Genomic DNA, 26,982 nt, shown 5'->3' with positions numbered 1-26,982 from the left:
TCTTGAGAGTATTTTTATGACGCTCGATGCTACTCCATACAGTCAAGTTGGCACTGATCCCCAAAACGCTGAGAATGAGTTTACCGCCGCCCATAAACCGCTAGCGCTACCCGACAGGCAAAATTCTCTCAAGACGGGGATCGGAGTTTACGTCACCGTTCACGGACACTTCTATCAGCCTCCCCGCGAGAATCCTTATTTGGACGCGATCGAGCGTCAGCCCAGCGCCGCTCCCTTTCACAATTGGAACGAGCGAATCCATCACGAATGCTATCGCCCGAATGCCTTTGCACGAGTGCTCAACGATCGGGGCGATATCGTCAAAATCGTCAACAACTACGAATATTTGAGCTTCAATATCGGTCCGACTTTGATGAGTTGGATCGAGCGACACGATGTTGAAGTCTATCAGCGCATCTTGGAGGCAGATCGCAAGAGTTGTGAACGCCTCAACGGGCACGGTAACGCGATCGCGCAAGTCTACAATCACATTATTCTGCCGTTGGCAAACGATCGCGACAAGCGGACTCAGATTCGGTGGGGCAAAGAAGACTTTCGATCGCACTTTGGGCGCGATCCCGAAGGCATGTGGCTGGCAGAAACCGCTGTTGACTATGCAACTGTCGAAGCACTGATCGTCGAAGGCATCAGATTCATCATTCTGGCTCCCTCTCAGGCACAGCGCTGCCGCCCTCTAGACACTTCCGACGAATCTGACCTGCAGTGGAACGAAGTCGGCGGCAGTCAAATCGATGCCACCTGTCCTTATCGATGCTTTCTGAAGCGAGATCAGAATAGTCAGCCTTCTCAAAACCTGGAAGCTGAGACCCCCTATCTCGATATTTTCTTTTACGACGGTCCGATCTCGCGTGACATGGGTTTTGACAGTGCTCTCAGCAGTTCTCACAATCTGGCGAGTCGATTGGGTCAAGCTGTGCGTGGGGATCACCGTCCCGCTCAACTAATTGCCGTTGCGACCGATGGCGAAACTTTTGGACATCACAAAGCCGGGACTGAGAAATGTCTCGCCTATGCCTTCGAGGATGAGTTTGCGCATCGCGGCTGGACAGTGACAAACTTCGCTCACTATCTCAGCCTCACCCCTCCCACTTGGGAAGTCGAACTCAAGCCCGTCACCGCTTGGAGTTGTGCTCATGGAGTCGATCGCTGGCAAGATGACTGTGGCTGCGGGGGCGGCGGCTCGTGGAATCAGCAGTGGCGGCGACCGTTGCGCGATGCTCTCGACTGGCTACGGGATCAGTTAATTAAAGTCTACGAAGACACTGGGAAGAAATTTTTTCGCGATCCCTGGCTGGCGCGAGATGAATACATTCAGGTGATGCGCGATCGTAGCTCTACAACCGTGAATCGGTTCTTAGCCCAGCACCAAACCCACAAGTTAACCTTGGGCGATCGCACCGACGCACTGCGACTGTTAGAAATGCAGCGTCACGCTCTGCTGATGTATACCAGTTGCGGCTGGTTTTTTGAAGAACTCTCGCGCCCCGAAGGAACGCAAATTCTTCGCTATGCCTCTAGAGCGCTAGAACTCGCCGGAGATGTCGCCGGGGTGCAGCTTGAGAAGGGGTTTGTCAAGCGGCTGGCATTGGCACCTAGCAACGTAGACTCGTTTAAGAACGGGGCTGAAGTTTATCGTCAACTGGTAATTTCTGCCCAAATCAGCTTTGAGCAGGTCGCATCTCACTACGCCATTAGCTCACTCTTCACCCCTTACACCCCAGAAGAGCGAATCTATTGCTATGACGCGCATCAACTCGACTATCAGCTACAGCGCATGGGATCGCTGACTCTCGCCGTCGGACAACTGCAACTCACGTCAGAAATCACTCGCGAAACGTCTCATCTCACGTTTGCCGTGCTGCACTTAGGCGGTTGGGATTTTCACTGCTGCATTCAGCCATTTGCAGGGCGACGGGGCTATACGTCGCTTAAAGAAACGCTGATGGGATCGCTCAAACAAGGGAGCGCAGCGCAAACCATCTTGGTGATGAATCAGATTTTTGGCAATCAGTCCTACAATTTGCAGACGCTGTTTGCCGAAGAGCGGCACCGGATTATGCAGCTATTAACCCAAGAGACTCTGACTCGATTAGACCAGCTTTACACGCAGGTCTATCGAGATAATTATGGGGTGCTGATGGCGTTTCATCGCGATGAGTTGCCCGTGCCGCGAGAATTGCAGGTTGCCGCGGAGATTGCCCTGAGTCATCGGTTGTTATTGGCACTGCGATCGCTCGAACAAGAAACCAGCGATGCTAGCGATCGTCTCGACGCAAGTCTAAACTACCTGCTCGAATTAGAAGCGATCGCCACCGAAGCCCACCATCTACACTGCAATCTGACCGCCCTCGAAGCGAAACAGATTTTAGAACGATTGATTCGCCGATCGCTCTGGCATCTTTTGCAGGAGGTGAATTCTGAGACGGCAGAGAGAGAAATTCAGCGTTTAGAACGGCTGCTCGATCTCGGTCAACAGCTTCACCTCAGTCTCAGCCTTGCTCAAGCTCAAGAACTCTATTTACAGTGGCTACCAACGTTACGAGAAGATTCTCAACAGCCATGGCTGCGATTAGGACAAAAGCTGGCGGTTAACGTCTCGCTGACTCAATAAGTAGGGGCGTTGCTGAATCGATCGATGAAGCACAGATTTTACCCTCACCCTAGCCCTCTCCCAAAAGGAGAGGGGAAAAGAGTTCTGGCTCCCTTCTCCTTTTAGGAGAAGGGTTGGGGAAGAGGGCATTTCATATCTGCATTCAGAAACGCCACAAACCTTCCCAACCAACCTCTAAAGATTGCGCTGGAACTCTTCTATGAGATCAATCAAATTGACCTGACACTGCATCGGCAGCAAATCGATCAGGGGCACCTCACGCTTTCCGCCGCCCAACTTAACCGGAATGTTGCGGAGGATTTCTAACACCTGGTCTTCCTGAACTGATTTTCCAGAGACTAGAGGATATAGCTTTTCCGCCAGAACGGTATGTAGATGGGCATCCGACAGATAAAGGTGCCACTTTGCGACATCAATATAGATGTTTTTGCCAATGTCGGCTGCCAAAGACCCGATCGATTCAGACGTGCTTAATTCAGCCATAACAAAATTCAAACCGTTTTCAATAGAATGACTCATTACTAGCACTTAACGCTTCCCAGACACCCCCTATCCTTTGGAGGATTTCGCAGATTTTTCTCTGGGTTTAAACCCTGTTGCTGGGGCTGGAGTCGCGACAACCGGGTCAGAATAATCGGCGATCGCAAACACATAAATTCCATGAGCCAGCAGAATGGCTGCCCAGACCCCAGTTACCCACACTGCCCAAGACCAGTCTGTCTGATTCAAAATCTTAAAGAACCAGATCCCAGAATTGACCGCCGCAAAGAGCGGAACGTGGGTTGCGAAAGTCATGCGATCGTCTAGGCGACGATAGTCAGAGTCTTTACGATCGGGAATACGAGACCAACGAGGAGGCATAGACTAAACCTAATCAATATCAAACTGTGATACTTCTAATGGTAGCGGGAAAGGAGGAAAGAGAAGGGCAGGTTATAAAGGGTGAAAAATAATTAAATTACCCTGTTTGACTGTTAGCAAATCGATGGCAAAGGTTTAGAATTCAGACAGAAACAGCCATTTCTCCTAACTAGCTTTGTGACAGTTACCAGGTTCTTGCGAAAAACGGGTTTGGTGCGCCGACAAACTCATCTTGCAGTCACGATGTTTCCTGATGAAGCCTCTGCTTTTCGGGCATATCGCTTGCTGCACCACTACGGCATTTCTCCCGAACATTTGGCGATCGTCGGCAAAGGCTATAGCAACCCTGACCATGTGGGCTTGCTTAAACCAATGCAGATCGCCGTGCGTCGAGCGCGCAGTTTGTCGATCGTGGCGGGAACGATCGGCTCACTGGTTGCGTTTGTGCTGGTTTTAATTCAAAGTCGCGGCTATAGCGATCTCAGAAGCTTGCAGCCTCTATTGCTAATTCCGGTGGTGGGCACGATGAGCGGGTTTTGTGGAGCCTTTTTGGGAGGGCTGCTTGGCTTGCTCGGTGAGGGCAACACGGTGAGCGTTTATCGCCATCACCTCAACCGGGGACACTATTTGCTGATGATAGAAGGATCTGAAAAACTGGTGCGCTGGGGGCAAGAAGTGCTGAGCCAATATTCCACTACGTCACGATCGTCTTGAACACAGACCCGCCGATCGAGCAAGCGGCGTTCGATCAGGTCATGATGAGACGGTGTTTAGAACTCGCTCAAACAGCGCAAGGGCACACGTCACCCAATCCTTTAGTCGGGTCGGTGATTGTGCAAAACCAGCAGATTGTCGGCGAAGGGTTTCATCCAAAAGCGGGAGAGCCTCACGCCGAAATTTTTGCCTTGAGAGATGCGGGTGATCGCGCTCAAGGTGCCACGCTCTTCGTAAATTTAGAACCCTGTAATCACTATGGGAGAACGCCTCCCTGCTCTAACGCGATCGTGGCGGCAAGGTTGCGGCGGGTCGTTGTGGGCATGGTCGATCCGAACCCTAAAGTGGCAGGTGGAGGAATTTCTAGACTTCGCGAAGCTGGAATCGAGGTGACGATCGGCGTTGAAGCAGCAGCGTGTCAAGACTTAAACGAGGCATTTGTCCACTGCGTTTTGCATCGCCGTCCGTTTGGCGTTTTGAAGTATGCCATGACGTTAGATGGCAAAATCGCCGCGACCACAGGACACAGCAGTTGGGTCACAGGAGCCGCCTCTCGGCAGCGAGTTCATCAAGTGCGATCGACGTGTGATGCCATCATTATCGGCGGCAACACGGTTCGTAAAGACAATCCTCTTTTGACGACGCATGGAGTAGCCGATCATAATCCTCTACGAGTGGTGATGAGCCGATCGCTCAATCTGCCCACGCCAGCGAATCTTTGGCAAACGCAGACGGCTCCGACCCTCGTTTTAACCCAGTTGGGAGCGAATCCAGACGTTCAGAAAACCTTGATTGAGCAAGGAGTTGAGGTGGTCGAGTTAAATCCGCTGACTCCATTTCAGGCAATGACGTATTTGTACAATCGAGGGTTATCATCTGTGCTGTGGGAGTGTGGCGGCACTCTGGCAGCTCAAGCGATCGCGGATGGCTGTGTGCAAAAAGTTCTGGCATTTATCGCACCTAAAATTATTGGCGGCAGCGCTGCCCCTTCACCCGTGGGAGACTTGGGACTGGTGGAGATGACGCAAGCACTGACGTTAGAGCGAGTTAAGTGGAGCGCGATCGACACAGACTATTTAATTGAAGGCTATCTACCAACTCAGAAAAGAGAAATCTAGGACATCACCGATCGCTGCGCTAATCGCGAAGACGATTCACAGCACCCGTCTCCTACCGCATACTCAATTCCGATACACTGAAGAGCAGTGGCACTATTATCATTTCTCATGGTTTCCGTCTCAACTCCTTCTCAATATCCCGCAGAATACGATGCGATCGTCATCGGTTCTGGCATTGGTGGGTTAGTCACCGCCACTCAGCTTGCCGCAAAGGGAGCCAGCGTTTTAGTGCTAGAGCGCTACTTAATCCCCGGAGGCAGTGCGGGTTATTTTGAGCGATCGTCCCAAGATGGTGAATCGGGCTATCGCTTTGATGTCGGCGCATCAATGATTTTTGGCTTTGGCAAGCAGGGCACGACAAATTTGCTGACTCGTGCGCTAGATGCTGTCAACATGAGCATCGAAACCATTCCCGATCCGGTGCAGATTCACTATCATTTGCCTGATGGATTAGAGCTAAAAGTCCACAAGGATTATGAAAAGTTCTTACAAGAACTAATCGGGCAGTTTCCTCACGAAGAGAAGGGGATTCGACAGTTTTATGACGAGTGTTGGAAGGTGTTTAACTGCCTCAACGTGATGGATTTGCTGTCGCTCGAAGAGTTGGGTTATTTGACGCGGGTGTTTTTTCAGCATCCTCTCGCCTGTTTGGGGTTGGTGAAATATTTGCCCCAAAACGCCGGAGATATTGCGCGTCGATTTATTAAAGACCCCGCGCTGCTGAAGTTTATTGATATGGAGTGCTATTGCTGGTCAGTGGTTCCGGCAAATAAGACTCCGATGATCAATGCGGGAATGGTGTTCAGCGATCGTCACTATGGCGGCATCAATTATCCCAAGGGTGGAGTCGGTCAAATCGCTCAAAAGCTGGTCGAAGGCTTAGAAAACGCGGGGAGCCGGATCGAATATAAAGCCAGAGTCACCGAGATTTTGCTAGAAAATGGGCGCGCTGTGGGAGTCACCCTCGCCTCTGGCAAGACGTATCGTGCAAAGCGAATTATTTCCAACGCGACTCGCTGGGATACCTTTGAGAAACTCGTGCCCTCGTCTGAGATGCCCAACGCTGAAAAGAAGTGGCAGCAGCGCTATCAGCAGTCTTCGAGTTTTCTCAGCTTGCATCTGGGAGTCAAATCAGAAGCCCTTCCGATCGGAACAGAATGCCATCACATTTTGCTAGAAAACTGGAACGCGATGGAAGCCGAGCAAGGCACGATTTTTGTCTCGATTCCGACGTTGCTCGATCCGAGTCTTGCGCCAGATGGATGTCAGATCATACACACCTTCACACCGAGTTGGATGGAAAACTGGCAAAATCTATCGCCTAGCGAGTATGAAGCCAAAAAAGAGGCGGCGGCGGAGCGAGTGATCGATCGCCTAGAAGCCATCTTCCCCAATCTGAGCCAGCATTTAGATTATCAAGAAGTCGGCACTCCTAGAACGCATCGTCGATTTTTAGGAAGAGACAACGGCACCTATGGTCCGATCCCCGCTCGTAAGCTGCCCGGACTACTGGGAATGCCCTTTAATCGAACCGCGATCGCGAATCTCTATTGTGTAGGTGACAGCACGTTTCCGGGTCAGGGCTTAAACGCGGTGGCATTTTCTGGGTTTGCTTGCGCCCATCGAGTTGCGGTTGATTTAGGTTTATAAAACGGCTTTGATTTGTGATCAGAAACACATGATATCGGTAGTCAAAATTACAAACTTGAACCTGTATTTTGCAGGTTTTTTGTTTATGCCGAAAGATGAATGTCGAAAGAGATATGTTTTTCTGATCCCAAAAAAACTACCCTTTTGGGTACTGTTAAGTTTTGATAAGAGCTTTTATTAATAGAGATAAGGATGGTATTAAACAGTTTTGATTCACGATCGGATCAAAGTTTAGAAAAACCACATCCCTTACATGGAGGACATCCTGGGTGCCTTGAGTTCAGATAATTTACTGAACTTTAATCAATGGCTCGGCAATTCTATTCCTATCTTTACGGAAACCCACCTTCCTGTATGTATCTTGTTAGTGAGACACGAGTCAATCATTAACTACGGTCTCAACACGTGAACGCAAAAAGATTGACTCAACTAGACCACAAAGGTAGCGTTATGTCTAATACAGAACTGACTTTTTTATCGCTGCATTCTGATCATTTAAACCCGCCGCGTTTTGGTTTACTAAGCCCAATTCGTCAGTGGTTAGATGGGGTTGAAATTCACGATCGTAAGCTTGCTCATTTCATCTGCAAAGCGATTCCGGCTCAATGCCCGTTTGAGCGCGACATCAATCTTTTCGGTCGCAAAGTTGCACACATTCCGCCGATGTGCAAGATCAATCCGCTCTACGATCAGTTGGTTGGGCTGAGATTTCGCTCACTTTGCTATCTTGTGGATGAGTGTGGTGAAACGCTCTAACGATTTGAATTTAATGCCGAAGTAGTGCCCTCAGCCACTTCACAACCAAGGGCAAAACCTTCTAGACGGGTAACGCGACTAATTGAGACTCGATCGCCTCGTGGCTCAGATCTCGACCAATGAAAACTAAGCGCGTTTGTCTCGCTTCTTCGGGCTGCCAGGGGCGATCGTAAAACTGTTCAAATCGCGATCCTACTCCCTGCATCACCAGTCGCATTGACTTGTTAGGGACGGCAACAAATCCCTTAACGCGATAGATTTCTTGCTGTTGCACCAACGTTTCTAGCCGTGCTTTTAACTGCGACGGGTCAAATGCCCGATCCAACACCACATGGGTTGAGACAATTTGATCATCATGGTCGTGGTCTTCCTCAAAATCGTGATGGCTAGGACGGGCTTCTAAGTCATCTTCAACGGCAGCATTAAAGCCAAGCAACACATCCGAGTCGAGCGTTTGACTTCGACCATTTGAGACGATTTTCACGGCTCTGGAAAGTTCGCGCTGCACCAGATTTTTGACTTGAGCGTGAACGTCATCATCCACCAAATCGGTCTTGTTGAGAATCACGAGATCCGCGCAGGCTAGTTGATCTTCAAAAAGTTCTTGAAGCGGCGTTTCGTGATCGAGATTGGGGTCAGCCTGCCTCTGTGCTTCAACCGCTTGTAAATCGCTTGCCAACGTCCCCGTCGAAACCGCTTCACAATCGACGATCGTGATTACTCCGTCCACCGTCGCCGCGTTGCGAATCTCGTGCCAACGAAACGCTTTAATCAACGGTTTAGGCAGCGCCAACCCAGAAGTCTCGATCACGATGCAGTCAAGGCTATCTCTACGCTTGAGAAGTTCTAGCATCGTCGGCAAAAATTCTTCCTGAACGGTGCAGCAAAGACAGCCATTGGTCAGTTCAACAATGTTGGACTGCGGCTCTGCTTCACCCTCTGGGCAGACTTCGCACGACTTTAATAAGTCGCCATCGATGCCTAGTTCGCCAAACTCGTTGACCAAAACGGCGATGCGTCTGCCCTGATTATTTTGCAGCAAGTTACGAATCAGAGTCGTTTTACCGCTCCCTAGAAAGCCCGTGATCACCGTGACTGGAATTTTTGCAGCCATTTTGTCTCCTTTCAAACTAGAATCCTGGCGGCTTGGTGGTTCTCAATCAGAAAATCATCAAGCCGCCAGGATTCAAAATAACGCGAGTGGCTGAGAAATGGTAGGCAGGGAGCTATTCAGCCGTTGCCATCTCGGTTGTGCCACGATTGCGTTTACGAGTCAGCAAGCTAAATAGCTGCACGCCGATCGCTTTGATCAAATTCCCTTCTAGCTCTTGGAACATTTTCATGTTTAAGCCAAATGCGTCGTTGGCTTCGTTGACGATGCGATCGTCCATCGCGTCATCGACTGCGACTTCATTCAGCCGTTGACGATACATGGTTTTGAATGCTTTTTCGTCAGGAATCTGCTTAAACGAGTAGAACGCCAACCCCTCTTCGTCGGACAAGTTCATGGCATTTTGAGCAATCTTCCTCAGAATTTGCCCGCCCGACAGGTCGCCCATGTAGCGAGTGTAGAGGTGAGCAATCAGCAACTCTGGCTGAGTCTGAGCAATGTCATGAATGCGCTGAATGTAGAATTTAGTCGCTTCAGATGGGGCAACGTCTGCCTTCCAGTTTGCGCCAAAATAATAGGCGAGGTCTTGCTCTAGGCTGGCTTTGCGCTCTAGCTCTGGAAAGTAGAGTTTGCCCAGAACAGCGTGACCACGATGATTGTGCATCTCTTCTTCCATCGCTGAATAGACGAAATAGAGATTTGCCACCAATTTGCGGTAAGAATTCTTCTCGACCGTGCCCTTCAAAAAACAGGAGATAAATCCTGTGTTCTCCGCCATCGTGTGCGCTTTCTTGGTGCCCTCGCGGAGTTTCGTTGCTAAATTACTGCTCATTCTAAACTTCCCAACACTAAAGTAGTTTGCTGGCGTGTCAAGCCTCAAAGGTCAATCGAAGTTTGGACTTTGGATTTAGAAGCCACAAAACTCTCGAATCCAAAATCCGAAATCGGTAAAGTCCGCATCTTTTGCTACGTTAATCTGATTTGATGAGCGTTTTTATTACAAATTCTTACGTTGGGAAGAGGGTTAGATCGGTGAGTTTGGTCAGCGATCGGCAACGAATTTTTGAATCTACAGCATCACGGCTGGTCGATCGCAGGTTGAACCTGTTGAATTTGCTCGATCGTCAAGCCAGTAATTCGAGCAATGACATCAGGAGACATTCCTTCTCTCGTCAGGTTCGCAACAATCTGTCGCAAAGCCTCTTCCCGACCTTCTTCTCGACCTTCTTCCCGACCTTCTTCCCGACCTTCTGATTTAATTAGTTGATAGGTGACAGACTCTTGCATGATGTCTCTCCGCAACACTTGCTGAATGACCTCTGACTCTAATACTAAACCAGCGAGAACGAAGGTCGATGCCAAGACATTACTTTGTGCTCGTGGGTCGGGCATTTGATCGATGAGTTGAGCAACTTGTCGGAGGGTTTGAGCGCGATCGCTAACCTGGCTTAAAACCGCGAACGGCAGCAGTCCTGGGGATTGTAGAAAAGCACTCGCTGGCTGCTCCCAGAGCCGAATCACTTCAAACTCGTGGCGAGTTTTCTCTAAAGTGAACGCGCTTTGCTGCACGAGATCAGACTTAGTGGACTGTAGATAAATCACGGCTTGGCGCATCTGCTTTTGAGGAAAGCGACGATGGACTCTCAGCCGATAATCGATCATGCGAAACGGGATATCGGCTTTGGGTTGTGTCTGAAACTCCAGGTGCAAAACTACTTCGTCAGATTGCAGCAAAATTGGAGCATCGGCGCGAATGGGTTCGAGCGAGAGTTCTGACGGGCTGAGTTGGGTTAGCTCGATCGATTCGCCCAGCAGCCAGGTAGCGAAGTCAGCCGAGAAGGTTTCGGCGAGGAATTTTCAGATGTTGTCAAACATTGAGCGATCTACAAATCCTGATGGGTGAAGGGTTTAGCATTTGTTCCAGAATAGGTGGCGGCGATGTGTCCATTGCCGACTAACTGATATTTGTAGGTGACGAGTCCTTCTAAGCCAACTGGTCCACGAGGGGGCATTTTTTGGGTGCTGATGCCGACTTCTGCGCCAAAGCCATAGCGAAACCCATCGGCAAATCGAGTTGAGCAGTTGTGATAAACGCCCGCCGCATCGACTTGAGCCAGAAAGGTTTGAGCCGAAGTTAAGTCTTCAGTGACGATCGCGTCTGTGTGCCGCGACCCATAAGTATTGATGTGTTCGATCGCGGCTTCCAACGAATCCACAACTCTAATCGCTAACGTTAAGTCACTATATTCAGTGATCCAATCTGCTTCTGTTGCGGCAGTGATGTTGAGAATTTCGCGAGTCCGTTCATCGCCTCGTAGGTCTACATTTTTGGCTTGTAGTGCAGACGCGGCTTCCAATAGAAATTCTGACGCGATCGCCTGATGCACGAGTAAAGTCTCGATCGCGTTGCAAGCTGCCGGATATTGAGTTTTAGAATCGACTGCAATTTTGATTGCTTTCTGAATGTTGGCAGTGCGATCGACATATAAATGACAAATTCCTTCGGCGTGTCCTAACACTGGGATTCGCGTATTGTCTTGCACAAATCGCACAAATGAATTTGACCCTCTAGGAATAATCAAATCCACAAACTGATCGAGTTTTAATAACTCTAGCGTTTCTTCTCGTGTGGTCAGTAGTTGCACCACCGACGGATCAATTTCCGTTTGCGCTAATCCTTGATGAATTGCTTTCACTAAAGCTTCACAAGAACGAATCGCCTCTTTCCCACCTTTAAGAATCACGCCGTTTCCTGACTTAATCGCCAAACTCGAAATTTGCATCACGGCATCGGGTCGCGCCTCAAAAATCACGCCTAGCACCCCTAACGGACAGGTGACACGCTTAAGAATCAGTCCTTCATCAAGTTCGCGGTTGATCTGGATAACTCCGATCGGGTCTGTCAATCTACCAACATCGCGCACTCCGGCGATCGCGGCTTTCAATTTCGCCTCATCCAGCTTTAATCGTGCGTAAAGAGCCGGGGAAATTTCTGCGGCTTTTGCGGCTGCACAATCGGCGGCATTGGCGGCGAGAATCTCGGTGGCATTAGTTTCTAGCGCCTCAGCAATGGCGGCGATCGCCCGATTTTTCACATCAGCAGTCTGCGTCCCCAACTGTCGGGCGGCATTGCGTGTTTTCTGGGCTAACGCAACCAGTGAGATCTCACCAACGGGATTTGAAGCAGCGTTCGAGACAGTCATGAGGAGAACAAATAAGGATTTTGTGATCTCCAGATTAGTACATTGACGGTACGTAGACGGTAGAAGCCAGCTCTCCCGTGTTACTCAAAGCCACTGGTAGCCATGGGGCTACCCCTTCGATTAACAGAAACTTTACAAACAGAAAAACTTCTCCGCGTTGCGCCCAAGTTTCTCAAAAGTTTTGGGCAAACTTAAAACAATAAGTTCTATAAGCGAAAGCTTTGAAAAGATGCAGAGATTGGCACTCTCGATCGAAATGCAACCTCTGGCTGAATGACCGCAATAGTTTGTTTCCTGATTGACAACCCTCTTAAACGCCTTGAGTAAACCAGATTTTAGAACGCAATTCAGCTTGCCATCGTGCTCAACGAGTTTGAGCGATGAGTCCAACTCTTCATTGTCTAGAAGCAGAGGACACCGAGGAGGGATCTATGGCGAATGAACACTCTATAACTGAGTCGGCGACAGCAAACCTAACGCCGCTCCCGTCTGATTGGCTGCTTCGCACGGTTATAGAAAATCTCAATGATGGCGTTGTGATCACCGACCTAGAAGATCGCGTTTTGCACGTCAACTCGCGCATGGCAAAGCTGGTTGGCTGCTCGGTGGCAGAAATGGTGGGCAAGCCTGCCTATCAATTTTTCTCGGCGATCGAAGGCTGGCTTCAGTTTCAAACCGGGCAGTCTGAGCAAGACCGCCAAAACTTCTATGGCTGGAAGGAAGGACAACTCAAGCGCAAAGACGGCAGAAAATTTTGGGCAGAAGTCAACGCCACGCTGCTCTGCACCCACATAGGAGAATCGACGGGCACTCTGATCACGGTCAAAGACATCACTGAACGCAAGTGGCTCGAAGAATATCTGCGACTTCTAGAATCGGTTGTGGTCAATGCTAATGAGATTGTCATGATCTCCCAGTCAGAGCCGACAGAAGATCCTTTAACTTTACGAATCGTCTACATCAACGATGCCTTTTTGCGAGGTACAGGCTACACCTCGGCTGAAGTAATCGGCAAATCTGCCAAACTGCTGTTCGGCACCCACACTTCTGTCAGTGAACTCGATCGAATTCGCACTAGCCTGCTCAACTTTGAAGCCGTCAAAGCCGAACTGATTCTCTATCACAAAGATGGAACCCCATTTTGGGTTGACCTCAATACCGTGCCCATCCGCAACGAGCAGGGGCAGGTGACGCACTTTGTCTCCGTCATGCGCGAAGTGACCGAGCGCAAGCAAGCGGAAGAACAACTTCGCCGCAACGCCTTTCACGACTCGCTGACAGGCTTACCCAACCGCCTCCTGTTTATGGAACGGCTGGGGCAAACCGTGGCTCGCTCTCGACAAAGTGCCGATCATCAGTTTGCAGTGCTGTTTTTAGACCTCGATCGCTTCAAAGTGATCAACGATAGTTTGGGGCACTTGATGGGCGATCAGCTTTTAATTGCGATCGCCCGACGGCTCGAAGCTTGTGTGAGTCACGAAGATACTGTTTCTCGACTGGGCGGCGACGAGTTTACTATTCTGCTAGAACGCATTCAAAACCTAGAGGATGCTAAGAAAATTGCAGAACGGGTGCATCGTACTTTATCGACTCCCTTCAACTTAAATGGACATGAAGTGTTTACCTCTGCTAGCATCGGCATCACGTTGAGCACGACTCACTATGAGTTGCCCGAAGATCTGCTGCGAGGGGCAGACATTGCGATGTATCGTGCCAAAGCCTCAGGCAAAGCCTGTCATGAAGTGTTTGACACCGAGATGCACACGCGAGTCGTTAAATTACTGCAATTAGAAAATGATCTGCGGCGAGCGATCGATCGGCAAGAATTTCTACTTTACTACCAGCCGATCGTAGCGCTTGCAACTGGGAAGATCATGGGTTTTGAGGCATTAGTGCGCTGGCAGCATTCCGAACAGGGCATTGTGTCTCCTGCGGAATTTGTGCCGATGGCAGAAGAGACGGGGCTGATCATTCCGATCGGACAGTGGGTGCTGCGAGAAGCCTGTCGGCAAATGAAGGCTTGGCATACCCTCTTTTCTGATCGGTCGCCATTGAGCATTAGTGTCAACTTATCGAGTCGCCAGTTTTCTCAGCCTAGTCTGATCGGGCAGATCTGCCAAATTCTAGATGACACCGGGCTAGATGCGCGTCATCTCAAGCTAGAAATCACCGAAAGCGCCATCATGGAAAACACGGAGAGCGCGATGGATATGCTGTTGCAGCTTAAGGCGATGGGCATTCAGCTCTCGGTTGATGATTTTGGAACGGGCTATTCGTCGCTCAGCTATCTCTATCGGTTCCCAATGGATTTGCTGAAGATCGATCGCTCCTTCATCAGTCGAGTCGATGTCGATGGCGAGAAACTAGAGCTAGTGCGAACCATCATCACCCTAGCGTGGAACTTGGGGATGGATGTCGTCGCTGAAGGGGTCGAAACCGTAAAGCAACTGGCACAACTCAAAGCTTTGAAGTGCGAGTATGCTCAGGGTTATCTATTTTCTAAACCTATGGGCAGCGCTGACGTTGAGAAACTGCTTCGAGAAGATCATCCCTTCAAGAACATTTCGCAAGGGCTGCTGCCCACAGGTCGAGGGCTTGAGACGCTCTAAGTGATTACTCTTCAGTCGTCTCTACTGGGGTTTCTTCTGAGGTTTCGTCAGCGATCGCCTCTGGCTGTGGCTCAGGCGCGATCGGAGCCTTCACAGGTTTGGGACCTCGCATCAAAGCAGGATTTGTCATCTGCTTGGGTTCGTCGTCTTGAGCGCCTCGCTTGCCTCTGCCTGAAGCGCGATCGTCGCTGCGACCTGCTGGACGATCGTCGCTGCGACCTGCTGAGCGCTGAGGCTTTGGGGGAGCAGAAGGCTTTGAATCTGACGTTGGGGAAGAGGGTTCAGACGAGGGTGCCGCCTGCCGTTCAGATTTTTTGATGGGACGTTCTACCATTGTTCGCTTCTGTTGACTCCTTCGGTATCATATCTTGCCTGGTGACGGACTGATCTGATTTTTCACCCAACCGAACGCAGATTAGGCGGCTTTCACGCTGTCAGAAACCTGAGAAGTTTATTCACACTTCGTTACACTCAAAGCTAATAGACCAGGAGTAAAGACTCCACTGACTTAGAGGTCACTTTATGAATGGCAATATTCGCATTGGTCAACTGTTTGGCATTCCGTTCTATGTCAACCCGTCTTGGTTTTTGGTACTGGGGCTGTTTACCTGGAGTTATAGCAGTGGCATCGCGGCGCAGTTTCCAGCGCTAGCAGGCGGAGTGCCTTTGCTGTTGGGCTTGATGACTGCTCTGCTGCTGTTTGGCTCGGTGTTGGCACACGAATTAGGACACAGCTTTGTTGCCTTGCGTCAGGGCATTGGGGTGCAGTCGATTACGCTATTTTTGTTTGGCGGACTTGCCAGCCTAGAGAATGAATCGAAGACTCCGGGTGAAGCATTTTGGGTGGCGATCGCAGGTCCGATCGTCAGTCTCTTACTCTTCGGGCTGTTGAGCATACTTGCCTTGGGCACTGGAGCCACCACGCCTTTGACTGCGATTCTTAGTCTGTTGGCTTCGGTTAACTTAGCGTTAGCCCTCTTCAATTTGATTCCTGGGCTGCCGCTAGACGGGGGCAACATTCTCAAAGCGCTGGTCTGGAAGGTGACAGGCAATCCTTATAAAGGAGTCGTGTTTGCCAGTCGGGTAGGGCAGCTTTTTGGCTGGATCGCGATCGCGTCGGGTCTGCTGCCGATCGTGCTTTCTGGGAGTTTTGGCAGCGTTTGGAATCTGTTGATTGGGGTGTTCTTGCTGCAAAATGCGAGTCGAGCAGGTCAATCTGCCCGCATTCAAGAGCAATTTACAGGACTGACGGCAGCGGATGCAGTCACTCCCGATAGTCCGATCGTGTCGGCGCAGCTTTCGCTCAGAGAGTTCGCCGATCAGCAGATTCTCAGCCGCGACAACTGGCGTAAGTTTTTGGTGACGAATGCAGATGGGCAACTGGTTGGAGAGATGGCAGTGGATTCCCTGCAAATTATCCCAGTTGAGCGTTGGGCTGATCTTCAGATTCAATCATTGATGAAGCCGATCGAGCCGTCATTGACCGTCGAGTCTTATCAACCGCTGCTAGAAGTGGCAAAAATGCTAGAGGAAAAGAAGCTTCCTACTTTGACAGTCGTGCGTGATGACGGAATCTTGGTGGGAATCTTGGAAAAAGCCTCAATTCAAAAGTTGCTTCAGCGTCGCACTCAAGCCACTCCTGCCTGATAGAGGGCAAGCAACAGGGATCACGACTTTGCCCTATTCCTGTTGCTGAGAAGTTTCTGAATATTACAAGTTAGACCTCCCGCGTCGATCTGGACAGCCCTCTTCACGAAGTGGGGCAAGCCCTCGCCAACCCTTCTCCCCAGGGCGAAGGAAGCTAAAACCTCTTGTCCCCTCTCCTTGGGGAGAGGGCTAGGGTGAGGGCGAAGCATTCGTGCAGGAGGTCTATTGACCATCTTTTGTGCGAAGTAATCTTTAGTTTGTTTAGACTAATGATCGCTCCTCATTTTTTTGACAATTTCTTGGTTACCTACCCATGCTCGATTTAAGTCAACTGCTGAACAAGAAAATCGAGATTATCACTCAGCAATGGGTAGAAGCCGTCTCCAACGATCGGCAGATTAAAAGCGCCGATTCGCTGTCTCGTTCTGCGATTAGAGATCATATTCCAAATGTTCTTAAGGCACTGGTGACGATCTTGTCGCGCTCTGAAATTAGCGATACTCAGACCGTGATTCGTGCAAGCTTAGTTCATGGGTCTCTCAGAGCTGAACAGGGCTTTGATGCGACTGAGATTGCGCGAGAATATCATCTCCTGCGAGCCACCGTCTTTAAAAATCTTCAGTCAGATTTAGTCAAAACCACGCCAAAAGAAATATTTCGGGTGCTCGCGCTGGTTGATCAGGTCATTGATGAAGCGATCGCGCAGTGTTTTAAGAGCTATATGAAACAGCGACTGCAAGAACTCGAAAGCCTGCAAAGCCAATTGATGCTTAACAATCAAGAACTGAGTCGATTGATTCGGGCGGGTCAAGATAACATTTCTCACCTGGCACATGAGCTAAAAACGCCTCTGAGTTCGATTATTGGCTATTCAGAGCTATTTTTGAAACAACAGCGACGATCGGAGTTGAGAGACTCTGCTCCCAGTTTGGAGCATATTGATCGTGTAGTGCGAAACGGTCGTCGATTGCTTCGCTTAATCAACAGTTCTTTAGAGCTTTCTTGTCACGAGACGGGCAATACCGACCTGCAATTGGCGTGGATGGACGTGCCACCCATGATCGAATCGGTTCTAGAAGTGGTGCAACCGTTAGCCGAAATGCGAACACTAGATCTCGTATGTGACTGCGACCCAACGCTTCCTCAGGTGTTGACAGACTCGTTTCGTCTACAGCAAGTTTTAATTAATCTTATGAGCAATGCCATTCGCTACACTCAGTCGGGCAGTGTGATGTTGGCGTGTCGTGCTCTTAATGCTGACCAATGGGTTGTGACCGTTACCGATACTGGAATTGGCATTGCGCCAGAGGTTCAAGCCCGAATCTTTGAGCCATTCTTTCGAGCGCAGCCTTCTGACCCAAATCCTTCGATCGATAGCACTGGGTTGGGGTTAGCGATCGTCGATCGACTGGTGAAGCGATTGCAAGGCACCATCTCAGTCACGTCTAAAGTTGGGGTAGGATCGACGTTTACGGTTGTGTTGCCTATCAAAATTGTCATGCCTGCTGAATCTTAGCGATCGTGCTATTTCTTGTCCGCCATGTCACGCAATCTATCGACTCTCAGCGCTATGATCGATCGCCGTCCGATTCGCTGGTTGATTGCGATTCTGTTTGCGATCGTGCTGCTGTTAGAATATGTCACTCCGGCTGAATATGTATTTGGCTACCTTTACATTGGGTTGATTGTGCTGGCAGGGTTTCATCTCAGCCGCAAAGAAATTTTGCAGACGACGATCGTAGCTGTGATTTTGACGTTATCTAATCTGTGGTTTCCTTCGACGGATGGTATCACAATGGCGACGATCGCAAATCGAGCTATCACCGTGTTGGCGCTGATCGTGACCGCAATCTTGAGCGATCGCAATCGTCACTATCAAGAAGCGATCATTCAACAGCAAAATCGCCTTCAGGCACAAGAGCAACTGGCTCGACTGCGAGAAGATTTTGTCTCGACGCTGACCCATGACTTGAAAACACCTCTTTTAGGCGCGATCGAAACTCTCAAAGCCTTTCAACACTCAGAATTTGGGGTCGTCAACTCCACTCAGCAAACGATTTTGGAGATGATTACGCGCAGTCATCAAACCACGCTCCAAATGGTCGAAATGATGCTAGACGTGTATCGAAACGACGCAGAAGGATTGCAGCTACACCTCGAACCCGTTAATCTGGCGATCCTAGCCGAAGACGCAATCACTACCCTGCAAAACTTAGCGGCGACGCGACGAGTTCACCTGACGTTAAACTATGGCGACTCAGACTTTCGTCGATCGCTGTGGGTGACTGGCGACGGACTTCAACTTCAACGAGTGTTTGCCAACTTGCTCACCAATGGCATTAATCACGCTCCGAGAGGCAGCAAAGTTGAGATTATTTTAGAGTCTCACGTCTCGCACCAAATTGTGAAGGTCACCGATACGGGATCGGGCATCACGCCTGAAGAACTGCCTTATTTGTTTGAGCGCTTTTATCAAGGAGACGGCGATCGACAAGCCAAAGGCTCTGGGTTGGGCTTATATCTAACGCGACAAATTATCGAGGCGCACAGTGGTACGATTTGGGCAGAGAACCGACTGCCTCACGGGGCAATTTTTGGGTTTCGATTGCCCGCATCGGTAGGACCATGAAGTCTGATATTTTGCGAATTTTATTAGCTGAAGACGATGAATTGTTCCGGCTAGGTCTGCGAATGCGGCTGCAACAGGAAGCCGATCTAGAGATTATCGCAGAAGCAGAAGACGGGGAAACCGCCGTAGGGTTGACCAAAACTCACGCGATCGACCTAGTGCTGTTAGACATCGGCTTGCCTGGAATCGGTGGCATTGAAGCCTGCCGACAAATCAAACAGCAGCAGCCTCAGTTGCCGATTTTAGTGCTGACCTCGCGATCGGAAAAAAATCTCATCGCACGTCTGATCACGGCAGGAGCACAGGGCTATTGTCTTAAAGGAATTCCGGCTGAGAAGTTAATGCTGGCAGTTCGATCGGTCTCGGCTGGGGCATCGTGGTGGGATCAAACGGCAACGACCGAAATTCAAGCTGCTTTTCAAAACGAGCCATCTCTAATTCATCCATCTGATAATCCGCTCACCAAGCGAGAGCAAGAGATTCTTGCGCTCGTGGCGACGGGCAAATCAAATCAAGAAATTGCGGATATTCTCTATATTTCAGCCGGAACCGTACGCGTCCACGTCCATGCAATTCTGCACAAGTTAGACGTGCGCGATCGCACTCAAGCCGCCGTTCTCGCGATTCAAAAACAGCTAGTAGACGCTAGGTTTCTAAACCCCAACGTTCGCGAGACTTCACCTTGACGATCGCGCTCATCTCAAATCTATCTTTTATGAAAGCCCTTCAAAGTTCAGCCGCGAATATTCTTGAATGTTTGGTGCGCCGCCAATTAAGGATGTTGAACGTTTACGGATAGCCTGAACATAGACCATCCGTTTATCGTTGATATTAAACCCGAAGTTAGTCGGGTTGAACTGCCTTGATAGGAGTGGATTCTTTAGAAGGTGCCTCTAAGGTTTCGGGTAATTTAATGGGAACTTCAGGAGACTTGATCGAACCAGAAGGACGACGAAACTGATTCGGAGGTTTTCTCGGCTGAAACGATCGAGGCTGTTGAGGTTCAACGGGTTTAATCTCAGGCTGTTTTACTTCGGCGGGTTTGACTTCGACTGCTTGGGGGCTAGGCTCGATCGGGGTTGGCTTTGGTGAAGTCAGCGGGATGCCCAACCGACGCTCCAATTCTGTCTTAAGCAAAGGGTTAGGAGATTCGGTTGGTTTCGTTTCTGCTGGCTCAGGTGTGGGTTCCTCAATTTTCTCTAAAGGTGCCGGAGCCTCCTTTGGTAAAGGCTTTGGTGTTTCAGCAGGGCGACGGAAGCGATCGTAAAAGTTAGGCTTCGATTCCGTTTTAGGAGCGGTGACTTCAGGAACCGTTGTTTCTGGAATTTCGGGTGCAGGTTCTTCGATCGGCTCCACAAGCTCAGATGGCACACTCAACGTTGGCTCAGGAGTGACCACAGAAGACGGTTTTGGGCTTTCAGGACGACGGAAACGGTTAAAGAATCCTTCTTTCGGAGCCTCCTTGATTTCAGAAGGTTTTTCTTCCTCTAACTTAGGGGCAGGCTCTTCGATCGGCTCTACTGGAGCGGGTGACATACTCGGAATCGAGTCGGGTAAGATACTCGGAATCGCTTCAGGAGTGGAGCTAGGAGATGTTGCAGGTTCAGTAGAGCGACGGAACCGATTGAAGAACCCACCTTTAGGTTCCGTAACAGGTTCCTTGAGAGGCTGCGGCTCCTCAGATTTGGGAGGTTCTGACGGCTCAATTTTAGGAGATGGCACGGTCGCGGGTTCTTTTACCTCTGGAGGCGGCAGCACTGGAGCCACAGTCGGCATCGGAGACGACTCAGGACTCGGTTCGGGTATCTCAGCGTTATAGTTGGGATCAACAATGCTGCGAGCTTGAGCAAACGAAAGCTCATCGCGGACTAGCTTAGAAAGCGTGTCGTTGCCATTAGGCGTGTAGGTAACGCTTCGAGCCAGGTTGTTATAGACATTTTGAATCGGATTGCCCTTCTCATCAATATATTCCAACTGAACCCAGTTTTTGCCAGGGGTGAAGCCTTTGAGATAGAGTGGCTGCCAGCGATCGAGCACAAACTCTGAGCCGTTCACCGTCACTTTAATCCGCCAATCTGCCACATCGTCTTTCTCGTCTTCTTGAGCCACGATATGCAGCGGCGCATTGGTCAAGAAGAAATCCAGCATAATCGGCTCTGCGCCATAAACACCCTGCGGGCGGCTGTAGGTGAGTAGCGGTAGTTCTAAACTGGGGTTGTTGTCAGGGGTTTTGGTGAACACATGAAACGTCGCTTGAGCATACGACCCTTCATTCTTAAAGCTTTCATGCCACGGGCGACTTGCAAAGGCGCGGATGGTATGGGTTCCGGGTGATAGGTCTTTAAGGACGATCGGCTGGCTCACGTCATAGACCGCTTGATAAGGCTGGCTATCTAAGAAAAGGTGAAGGTGAGTTCCTAGCCCCAGTTTCTCATCCTTAAATAGAGGCAAATCTTTGACTTGCAGGCGAACCGATATCGTGTCATCTTGCAAGACCTCACTGGGGCGAGGAGACACGATCGTCACTTGCGGCTCATATTGTTCCAGCACTGCGCGAAGTTCTTGAATCACTTCTGGCGGGGAAACCTCGGAAATCTTGCCCGCTAGCTTGACCGGAGCCGCTTTTGGGGCAGACCGAGCCGTGACTGCGCGAGTCTTAGGAGCCTCACTGCGCGAATTGCCGCCACACCCCCACAAATTTAGAACGCAAACCAGCAGTCCAGAGATGAACAACGTTCTTGCAACACTACGCCAGCGATTGATCCCAAACACCAGGCAACACTCCTAATCACATCTAACTGAGCCATCCATACGGAACTATAGCGGAAAACATCGAATCCTCTCTGCTAAATTCTAGATACAAATGCCCAGAGCGCCGAACCCTCATCAGGTTTGCGAAGGCATATTAACAGTGAGTTACATAAAGTATCGATCTTCTTCTATAGATTTGAGGTTTTCTTCCAATTGTTTAGGGATGTAAATTTAATCAACAGATGCTTGACTTTTTAAGCGTTGTCAAAAGTCAGAATCCAGTCATCGTCAACCATTGACCGAATTTGAATTATTGTAAACTCCTGTCAAAAACGCTTTCATCTAAGACTTATAATGACCTAGTGAGAACCCACAAAGGCTGTGTTCACAGCGATTGCAGATATCTGCCCCAGTTGTGAACAAACCCCACGCTCTCAAATCGATCGCTCACACTGCACTCACAGTTACAAAGCTTCGGCTTTTGGACTCATGAACCTAGTTATCGAGTGTAGGTCAACGTGCGGCTTAGGTCGCAAACGGTTTGAAGGCAGAAGGGAGCCTAATTTGGGGGATTCCTCGTTCCTTGTCTAAAGAGAGGAGAGTCTCGATGACAATTAGTCCACCGGAGCGCGAGGCAAAGGTACGGGTGATCGTCGATAAAGATCCGGTTCCTACTTCTTTTGAGAAGTGGGCACAGCCAGGTCACTTCGATCGCACGCTGTCTAAAGGTCCAAAAACCACCACCTGGATTTGGAACCTGCACGCCAACGCTCACGATTTCGATAGCCACACCAGCGATTTAGAAGACGTATCTCGGAAAATCTTTAGTGCTCACTTCGGTCATTTGGCAGTGGTGTTCATCTGGCTGAGTGGCATGTATTTTCATGGCGCTCGCTTTTCAAACTATTCATCTTGGCTCGCTGATCCGCTCCACATCAAGCCTAGTGCTCAAGTGGTGTGGCCGATCTTCGGTCAAGAGATTCTCAACGCTGATGTCGGCGGCGGCTTCCACGGAATTCAGATCACCTCTGGGTTCTTTCAACTGTGGCGCGCGTCCGGCATCACAAACGAGTTTCAGCTTTACTGCACCGCGATCGGCGGTTTGGTGATGGCTGGCTTAATGCTCTTTGCTGGCTGGTTCCACTATCACAAGCGCGCTCCTAAACTGGAATGGTTCCAGAACGTGGAGTCGATGCTGAACCACCACCTCTCAGGGCTGTTTGGACTTGGCTCCTTGGGCTGGGCTGGACACCAGATCCACATTGCTCTACCCATCAATGAGCTACTCGATCGCGGCGTTCCGGCAGATAAGATTCCTCTGCCCCACGAGTTCATCTTAAACTCGCAGTTGATGGCAGACATCTATCCCAGTTTTGCCAAAGGGCTGGCCCCTTTCTTCACCCTCAACTGGGGTGAATATGCAGACTTCCTCACCTTTAAGGGCGGTCTAAACCCAGTCACAGGCGGTTTATGGTTGACAGATACAGCGCACCATCACTTGGCGATCGCGGTTCTGTTTATCATCGCGGGTCACATGTACCGCACCAACTGGGGCATTGGTCACAGCATCAAGGAAATCCTTGAAGCGCACAAAGGTCCCTTCACCGGGGAAGGTCACAAAGGCTTGTACGAAGTTCTGACCACTTCTTGGCACGCTCAACTGGCGATCAACCTAGCAATGGTTGGCTCCGTGAGCATCATCGTGGCTCAGCACATGTATGCGATGCCTCCTTATCCCTACTTGGCAACTGACTACGCTACGCAGTTGTCTCTGTTTACTCACCACATGTGGTTGGGTGGTTTCTTCATCGTCGGTGGAGCCGCTCACGCAGCCATCTTCATGGTGCGAGACTACGATCCTGTCGTAAACCAGAACAACCTGCTCGATCGGGTGATTCGTCACCGCGATGCGATCATCTCTCACCTCAACTGGGTTTGTATCTTCTTGGGCTTCCACAGCTTTGGTCTATACGTCCATAACGACACCATGCGTGCGTTGGGTCGCCCTCAAGATATGTTCTCTGACACGGCAATTCAACTTCAGCCTGTCTTCGCTCAGTGGATTCAGAACCTGCACACGCTGGCTCCGGGTTCCACAGCTCCTAACGCGCTGGCTCCGGCTAGCTATGCGTTTGGTGGCGGCACGATCGCAGTCGGCGGCAAGGTTGCGATGATGCCGATCGCGCTGGGGACGGCGGACTTCATGGTTCACCACATCCACGCGTTCACCATCCACGTTACGGTTCTCATCCTGCTGAAGGGTGTGCTGTATGCTCGTAGCTCACGTCTGATTCCAGACAAAGCAAACTTGGGATTCCGCTTCCCTTGCGACGGTCCGGGTCGGGGCGGCACCTGCCAGGTTTCTGGTTGGGATCACGTCTTCCTCGGTCTGTTCTGGATGTACAACTCCCTGTCGATCGCCATCTTCCACTTCAGTTGGAAAATGCAGTCAGATGTGTGGGGAACGGTCAATGCTGATGGCAGTGTCGATCACATCACAGGCGGCAACTTCGCGCAAAGCGCCATCACGATTAATGGCTGGCTACGTGACTTCTTGTGGGCACAATCTTCCCAGGTGATCACGTCCTACGGTTCGGCGCTGTCAGCCTATGGCTTGCTGTTCCTGGGTGCCCACTTCGTCTGGGCGTTTAGCTTGATGTTCCTGTTTAGTGGTCGCGGCTACTGGCAAGAATTAATCGAATCGATCGTCTGGGCACACAACAAGCTGAAAGTTGCACCTGCCATTCAGCCTCGTGCTTTAAGCATCATTCAAGGTCGGGCTGTGGGCGTTGCTCACTACCTCCTGGGAGGAATTGTCACAACCTGGGCATTCTTCCTAGCTCGTGCATTGTCGTTAGATTGAGCCAGGAGGAATCATAAAGACTTATGGCAACTAAATTCCCAAAATTTAGCCAAGACCTTGCCCAAGATCCCACAACTCGTCGGATTTGGTATGGAATCGCTACAGCTCACGACTTTGAAAGTCATGACGGAATGACGGAAGAGAAGCTTTACCAAAAGCTTTTCGCGACTCACTTCGGTCACTTGGCAATCATCTTCTTGTGGGCATCGGGCAGCCAGTTTCATGTGGCTTGGCAAGGCAACTTTCCTCAGTGGATCAAAGATCCGCTGAACGTCCGTCCCATTGCTCACGCGATTTGGGACCCTCAGTTCGGTAAGCCTGCGGTAGAGGCGTTTACTCAAGGTGGCGCAAACTATCCGGTAGACATCTCTTATTCAGGTCTGTATCACTGGTGGTACACGATCGGAATGCGAACCAACGGCGACCTTTATGCAGGTGCCATCGGCTTGCTCGCTCTAGCCGCTGTCATGCTGTTTGCAGGTTGGCTACACCTTCAGCCCAAGTTTCGTCCGAGCTTGGCTTGGTTTAAGAATGCTGAGTCGCGTCTAAACCACCACTTAGCGGGTTTGTTTGGCGTTAGCTCACTGGCGTGGACGGGTCACTTAGTTCACGTTGCCATTCCTGAATCGCGCGGTCAGCACGTCGGCTGGGACAACTTCCTAACCACGCTGCCTCACCCTGCTGGGCTGGCTCCCTTTTTCACCGGAAACTGGGGTGCTTATGCGGATAATCCTGACACTGCGAGCCACATCTTTGGAACGGCTCAAGGTTCAGGAACCGCAATCCTCACCTTCTTAGGTGGTTTCCATCCGCAAACCGAGTCTCTCTGGTTGACGGACATGGCGCATCACCATCTGGCGATCGCGGTTCTGTTCATCATCGCGGGACACATGTACCGCACCAACTTCGGCATTGGTCACAGCATCAAAGACATGCTGGACAGCAAGAAGGGTCTGGTGGGCGGCAGGTCAGAGGGTCAGTTTAATCTGCCTCACCAAGGGTTGTATGACACCATCAACAACTCCCTGCACTTCCAGCTTTCTCTGGCGCTGGCTGCGTTGGGTGTGATCACCTCTTTGGTGGCACAGCACATGTACGCCTTGCCTCCTTACGCTTTCATGGCGAAGGATTTCACGACTCAAGCTGCGCTGTATACCCATCACCAGTACATCGCTGGATTCTTGATGGTGGGCGCATTCGCTCACGCAGCGATCTTCTGGATTCGGGATTACGATCCGGATGCCAACAAGGGCAACGTGCTCGATCGGGTTCTCCAGCACAAAGAAGCGATCATTTCGCACTTAAGCTGGGTGTCTCTGTTCTTGGGCTTCCATACCCTCGGTTTATACGTTCACAACGACGTAGTGGTCGCGTTTGGAACGCCTGAAAAGCAGATTCTGATTGAGCCTGTGTTTGCACAGTTCGTTCAAGCTGCTTCGGGTAAGGCGCTGTATGGAATGAGCACTCTGCTCTCAGACCCTACCAGCATTGCCTCGACCGCTTGGCCCACCTTCGGGAACGTCTGGCTTCCTGGCTGGCTCGAAGCGATTAACAGTGGCACAAACTCCCTGTTCCTCACCATCGGACCTGGCGATTTCTTGGTTCACCACGCGATCGCGCTAGGGTTGCATACCACCACCTTGGTTTTGGTCAAGGGTGCGTTGGATGCGCGCGGCTCCAAGTTGATGCCCGACAAAAAAGACTTTGGCTATAGCTTTCCTTGCGATGGTCCGGGTCGTGGCGGCACATGCGATATCTCAGCATGGGATGCCTTCTATCTGGCAATGTTCTGGATGCTGAACACCATTGGTTGGGTGACCTTCTACTGGCACTGGAAGCATCTGGCAATTTGGTCAGGAAACGTGGCTCAGTTTAACGAAAGCTCAACCTATCTAATGGGTTGGCTGCGTGACTATCTGTGGCAGTATTCGGCTCCGTTGATCAATGGCTACAACCCTTATGGGATGAATAACTTAGCTGTCTGGTCATGGATGTTCCTTTTCGGTCACTTGGTCTGGGCAACGGGGTTCATGTTCTTGATCTCCTGGAGAGGCTACTGGCAAGAATTGATCGAGACCCTGGTTTGGGCGCACGAGCGCACTCCTCTTGCGAACCTGATTCGCTGGAAGGACAAGCCCGTTGCTATGTCGATCGTGCAAGGTCGCTTGGTAGGTCTGGTTCACTTTACAGTTGGCTATATCCTCACATACGCAGCTTTCCTGATTGCGTCTACAGCGGGTAAGTTCGGCTAAGTCTGAACTGACGCTATAGATATCTAACAAAAATCCCCTGCCTTGATGGTGGGGGATTTTTTTGTAAATTGCCTGTCTGTCAAATTAAGTATAGCCGTTGCCAGTTAGGTTAGGACATACTATAGAAGTTGAGACCCTCAAATGAGCGATGCCAGCCCCCTACAGCGATGACCTCCGACAAAAAGT

General features: G+C 50.4%; 19 protein-coding genes and 1 pseudogene. 12 read left to right on the top strand and 8 right to left on the bottom strand.

Annotated features, from left to right (window positions below):
• The first annotated feature begins 16 nt into the window (after nucleotides 1–16).
• The gene (locus A8707_RS12170) at nucleotides 17–2,632 is read left to right on the top strand and encodes a DUF3536 domain-containing protein (RefSeq protein ID WP_068817337.1); all 2,616 of its coding nucleotides are present in this window, start codon (nucleotides 17–19) and stop codon (nucleotides 2,630–2,632) included.
• A gap of 174 nt (nucleotides 2,633–2,806) precedes the next feature.
• Here A8707_RS12170 and A8707_RS12165 read toward each other — a convergent pair whose 3' ends face one another.
• Nucleotides 2,807–3,115 carry a DUF3181 family protein gene (locus tag A8707_RS12165; protein ID WP_068817335.1) on the bottom strand — a complete coding sequence of 103 codons (309 nt, stop codon included), beginning with the start codon at nucleotides 3,113–3,115 and terminating at the stop codon, nucleotides 2,807–2,809.
• A gap of 66 nt (nucleotides 3,116–3,181) precedes the next feature.
• Nucleotides 3,182–3,493, bottom strand: a complete 312-nt coding sequence (locus A8707_RS12160) for a 2TM domain-containing protein (RefSeq protein ID WP_068817333.1) — start codon at nucleotides 3,491–3,493, stop codon at nucleotides 3,182–3,184.
• A gap of 177 nt (nucleotides 3,494–3,670) precedes the next feature.
• Between A8707_RS12160 and A8707_RS12155 the strand changes: the two genes are divergently transcribed.
• The 4 genes from A8707_RS12155 to A8707_RS12140 all read left to right on the top strand — a co-directional run bounded on the left by A8707_RS12155 (nucleotide 3,671) and on the right by A8707_RS12140 (nucleotide 7,731).
• The gene (locus A8707_RS12155) at nucleotides 3,671–4,207 is read left to right on the top strand and encodes a hypothetical protein (protein ID WP_068817332.1); all 537 of its coding nucleotides are present in this window, start codon (nucleotides 3,671–3,673) and stop codon (nucleotides 4,205–4,207) included.
• Nucleotides 4,204–5,325 carry a bifunctional diaminohydroxyphosphoribosylaminopyrimidine deaminase/5-amino-6-(5-phosphoribosylamino)uracil reductase RibD gene (gene ribD, locus A8707_RS12150; RefSeq protein ID WP_331711713.1) on the top strand — a complete coding sequence of 374 codons (1,122 nt, stop codon included), beginning with the start codon at nucleotides 4,204–4,206 and terminating at the stop codon, nucleotides 5,323–5,325. Before A8707_RS12155 ends, ribD begins: the two co-directional genes overlap by 4 nt.
• A gap of 108 nt (nucleotides 5,326–5,433) precedes the next feature.
• Nucleotides 5,434–6,975 carry a carotenoid isomerase gene (gene crtH, locus A8707_RS12145; RefSeq protein ID WP_068817328.1) on the top strand — a complete coding sequence of 514 codons (1,542 nt, stop codon included), beginning with the start codon at nucleotides 5,434–5,436 and terminating at the stop codon, nucleotides 6,973–6,975.
• Between the two features lie 450 nt (nucleotides 6,976–7,425).
• Entirely contained in the window at nucleotides 7,426–7,731 is a 306-nt protein-coding gene (locus A8707_RS12140) for a Mo-dependent nitrogenase C-terminal domain-containing protein (RefSeq protein WP_082906341.1), read from the top strand.
• A gap of 61 nt (nucleotides 7,732–7,792) precedes the next feature.
• On the opposite strand, the gene cobW is transcribed toward A8707_RS12140, so the two are convergent.
• The 4 genes and pseudogenes from cobW to A8707_RS12120 all read right to left on the bottom strand — a co-directional run bounded on the left by cobW (nucleotide 7,793) and on the right by A8707_RS12120 (nucleotide 12,045).
• Nucleotides 7,793–8,845, bottom strand: coding sequence for a cobalamin biosynthesis protein CobW (gene cobW, locus A8707_RS12135; protein ID WP_068817326.1), 1,053 nt, complete (start codon nucleotides 8,843–8,845; stop codon nucleotides 7,793–7,795).
• 112 nt (nucleotides 8,846–8,957) lie between these two features.
• Nucleotides 8,958–9,674, bottom strand: a complete 717-nt coding sequence (locus tag A8707_RS12130; protein WP_068817324.1) for a biliverdin-producing heme oxygenase — start codon at nucleotides 9,672–9,674, stop codon at nucleotides 8,958–8,960.
• 245 nt (nucleotides 9,675–9,919) lie between these two features.
• Nucleotides 9,920–10,675 (bottom strand): annotated as a pseudogene (locus A8707_RS12125) (Rpn family recombination-promoting nuclease/putative transposase); the annotation flags it as partial.
• Between the two features lie 50 nt (nucleotides 10,676–10,725).
• Nucleotides 10,726–12,045 carry a glutamate-5-semialdehyde dehydrogenase gene (locus tag A8707_RS12120; RefSeq protein WP_068817322.1) on the bottom strand — a complete coding sequence of 440 codons (1,320 nt, stop codon included), beginning with the start codon at nucleotides 12,043–12,045 and terminating at the stop codon, nucleotides 10,726–10,728.
• Between the two features lie 431 nt (nucleotides 12,046–12,476).
• Here A8707_RS12120 and A8707_RS12110 point away from each other — a divergent pair, with 431 nt between their 5' ends.
• Nucleotides 12,477–14,654: a sensor domain-containing protein gene (locus A8707_RS12110; protein ID WP_197484746.1), complete on the top strand. Its 2,178-nt coding sequence runs from the start codon at nucleotides 12,477–12,479 to the stop codon at nucleotides 14,652–14,654.
• Nucleotides 14,655–14,658: 4 nt separating this feature from the next.
• Here the strand turns inward: A8707_RS12110 and A8707_RS12105 are convergent, their stop codons facing one another.
• Nucleotides 14,659–14,988, bottom strand: a complete 330-nt coding sequence (locus A8707_RS12105) for a hypothetical protein (RefSeq protein WP_068817316.1) — start codon at nucleotides 14,986–14,988, stop codon at nucleotides 14,659–14,661.
• Nucleotides 14,989–15,176: 188 nt separating this feature from the next.
• Here A8707_RS12105 and A8707_RS12100 point away from each other — a divergent pair, with 188 nt between their 5' ends.
• The 4 genes from A8707_RS12100 (at nucleotide 15,177) to A8707_RS12080 (ending at nucleotide 19,616) form a co-directional block, all read left to right on the top strand.
• Entirely contained in the window at nucleotides 15,177–16,301 is a 1,125-nt protein-coding gene (locus A8707_RS12100) for a site-2 protease family protein (RefSeq protein ID WP_068817314.1), read from the top strand.
• Between the two features lie 313 nt (nucleotides 16,302–16,614).
• On the top strand, nucleotides 16,615–17,817 hold the full coding sequence (locus A8707_RS12090; protein WP_068817310.1) for a sensor histidine kinase: 1,203 nt from the start codon (nucleotides 16,615–16,617) through the stop codon (nucleotides 17,815–17,817).
• Nucleotides 17,818–17,841: 24 nt separating this feature from the next.
• Entirely contained in the window at nucleotides 17,842–18,930 is a 1,089-nt protein-coding gene (locus A8707_RS12085) for a sensor histidine kinase (RefSeq protein ID WP_068817308.1), read from the top strand.
• Nucleotides 18,927–19,616, top strand: coding sequence for a response regulator transcription factor (locus A8707_RS12080; protein ID WP_068817306.1), 690 nt, complete (start codon nucleotides 18,927–18,929; stop codon nucleotides 19,614–19,616). Before A8707_RS12085 ends, A8707_RS12080 begins: the two co-directional genes overlap by 4 nt.
• 157 nt (nucleotides 19,617–19,773) lie before the next feature.
• On the opposite strand, the gene A8707_RS12075 is transcribed toward A8707_RS12080, so the two are convergent.
• The gene (locus A8707_RS12075; protein ID WP_068817304.1) at nucleotides 19,774–21,702 is read right to left on the bottom strand and encodes a hypothetical protein; all 1,929 of its coding nucleotides are present in this window, start codon (nucleotides 21,700–21,702) and stop codon (nucleotides 19,774–19,776) included.
• A gap of 586 nt (nucleotides 21,703–22,288) precedes the next feature.
• On the opposite strand from A8707_RS12075, the gene psaA reads away from it, so the two are divergent.
• Complete coding sequence (psaA, locus tag A8707_RS12070) at nucleotides 22,289–24,544, top strand: photosystem I core protein PsaA (RefSeq protein WP_068817302.1); 2,256 nt, start codon at nucleotides 22,289–22,291, stop codon at nucleotides 24,542–24,544.
• A 23-nt stretch (nucleotides 24,545–24,567) separates the two neighbouring features.
• Nucleotides 24,568–26,796, top strand: a complete 2,229-nt coding sequence (psaB, locus tag A8707_RS12065) for a photosystem I core protein PsaB (protein ID WP_068817300.1) — start codon at nucleotides 24,568–24,570, stop codon at nucleotides 26,794–26,796.
• The last annotated feature ends 186 nt before the right edge of the window (nucleotides 26,797–26,982 follow it).

This window comes from Phormidesmis priestleyi BC1401 (genome assembly GCF_001650195.1).
Taxonomy (GTDB): Bacteria; Cyanobacteriota; Cyanobacteriia; order Leptolyngbyales; family Leptolyngbyaceae; genus Phormidesmis_A; species Phormidesmis_A priestleyi_B.
Note: the sequence above shows the minus strand (reverse complement) of the source record. Positions and strands in the feature narration are given on the sequence as shown.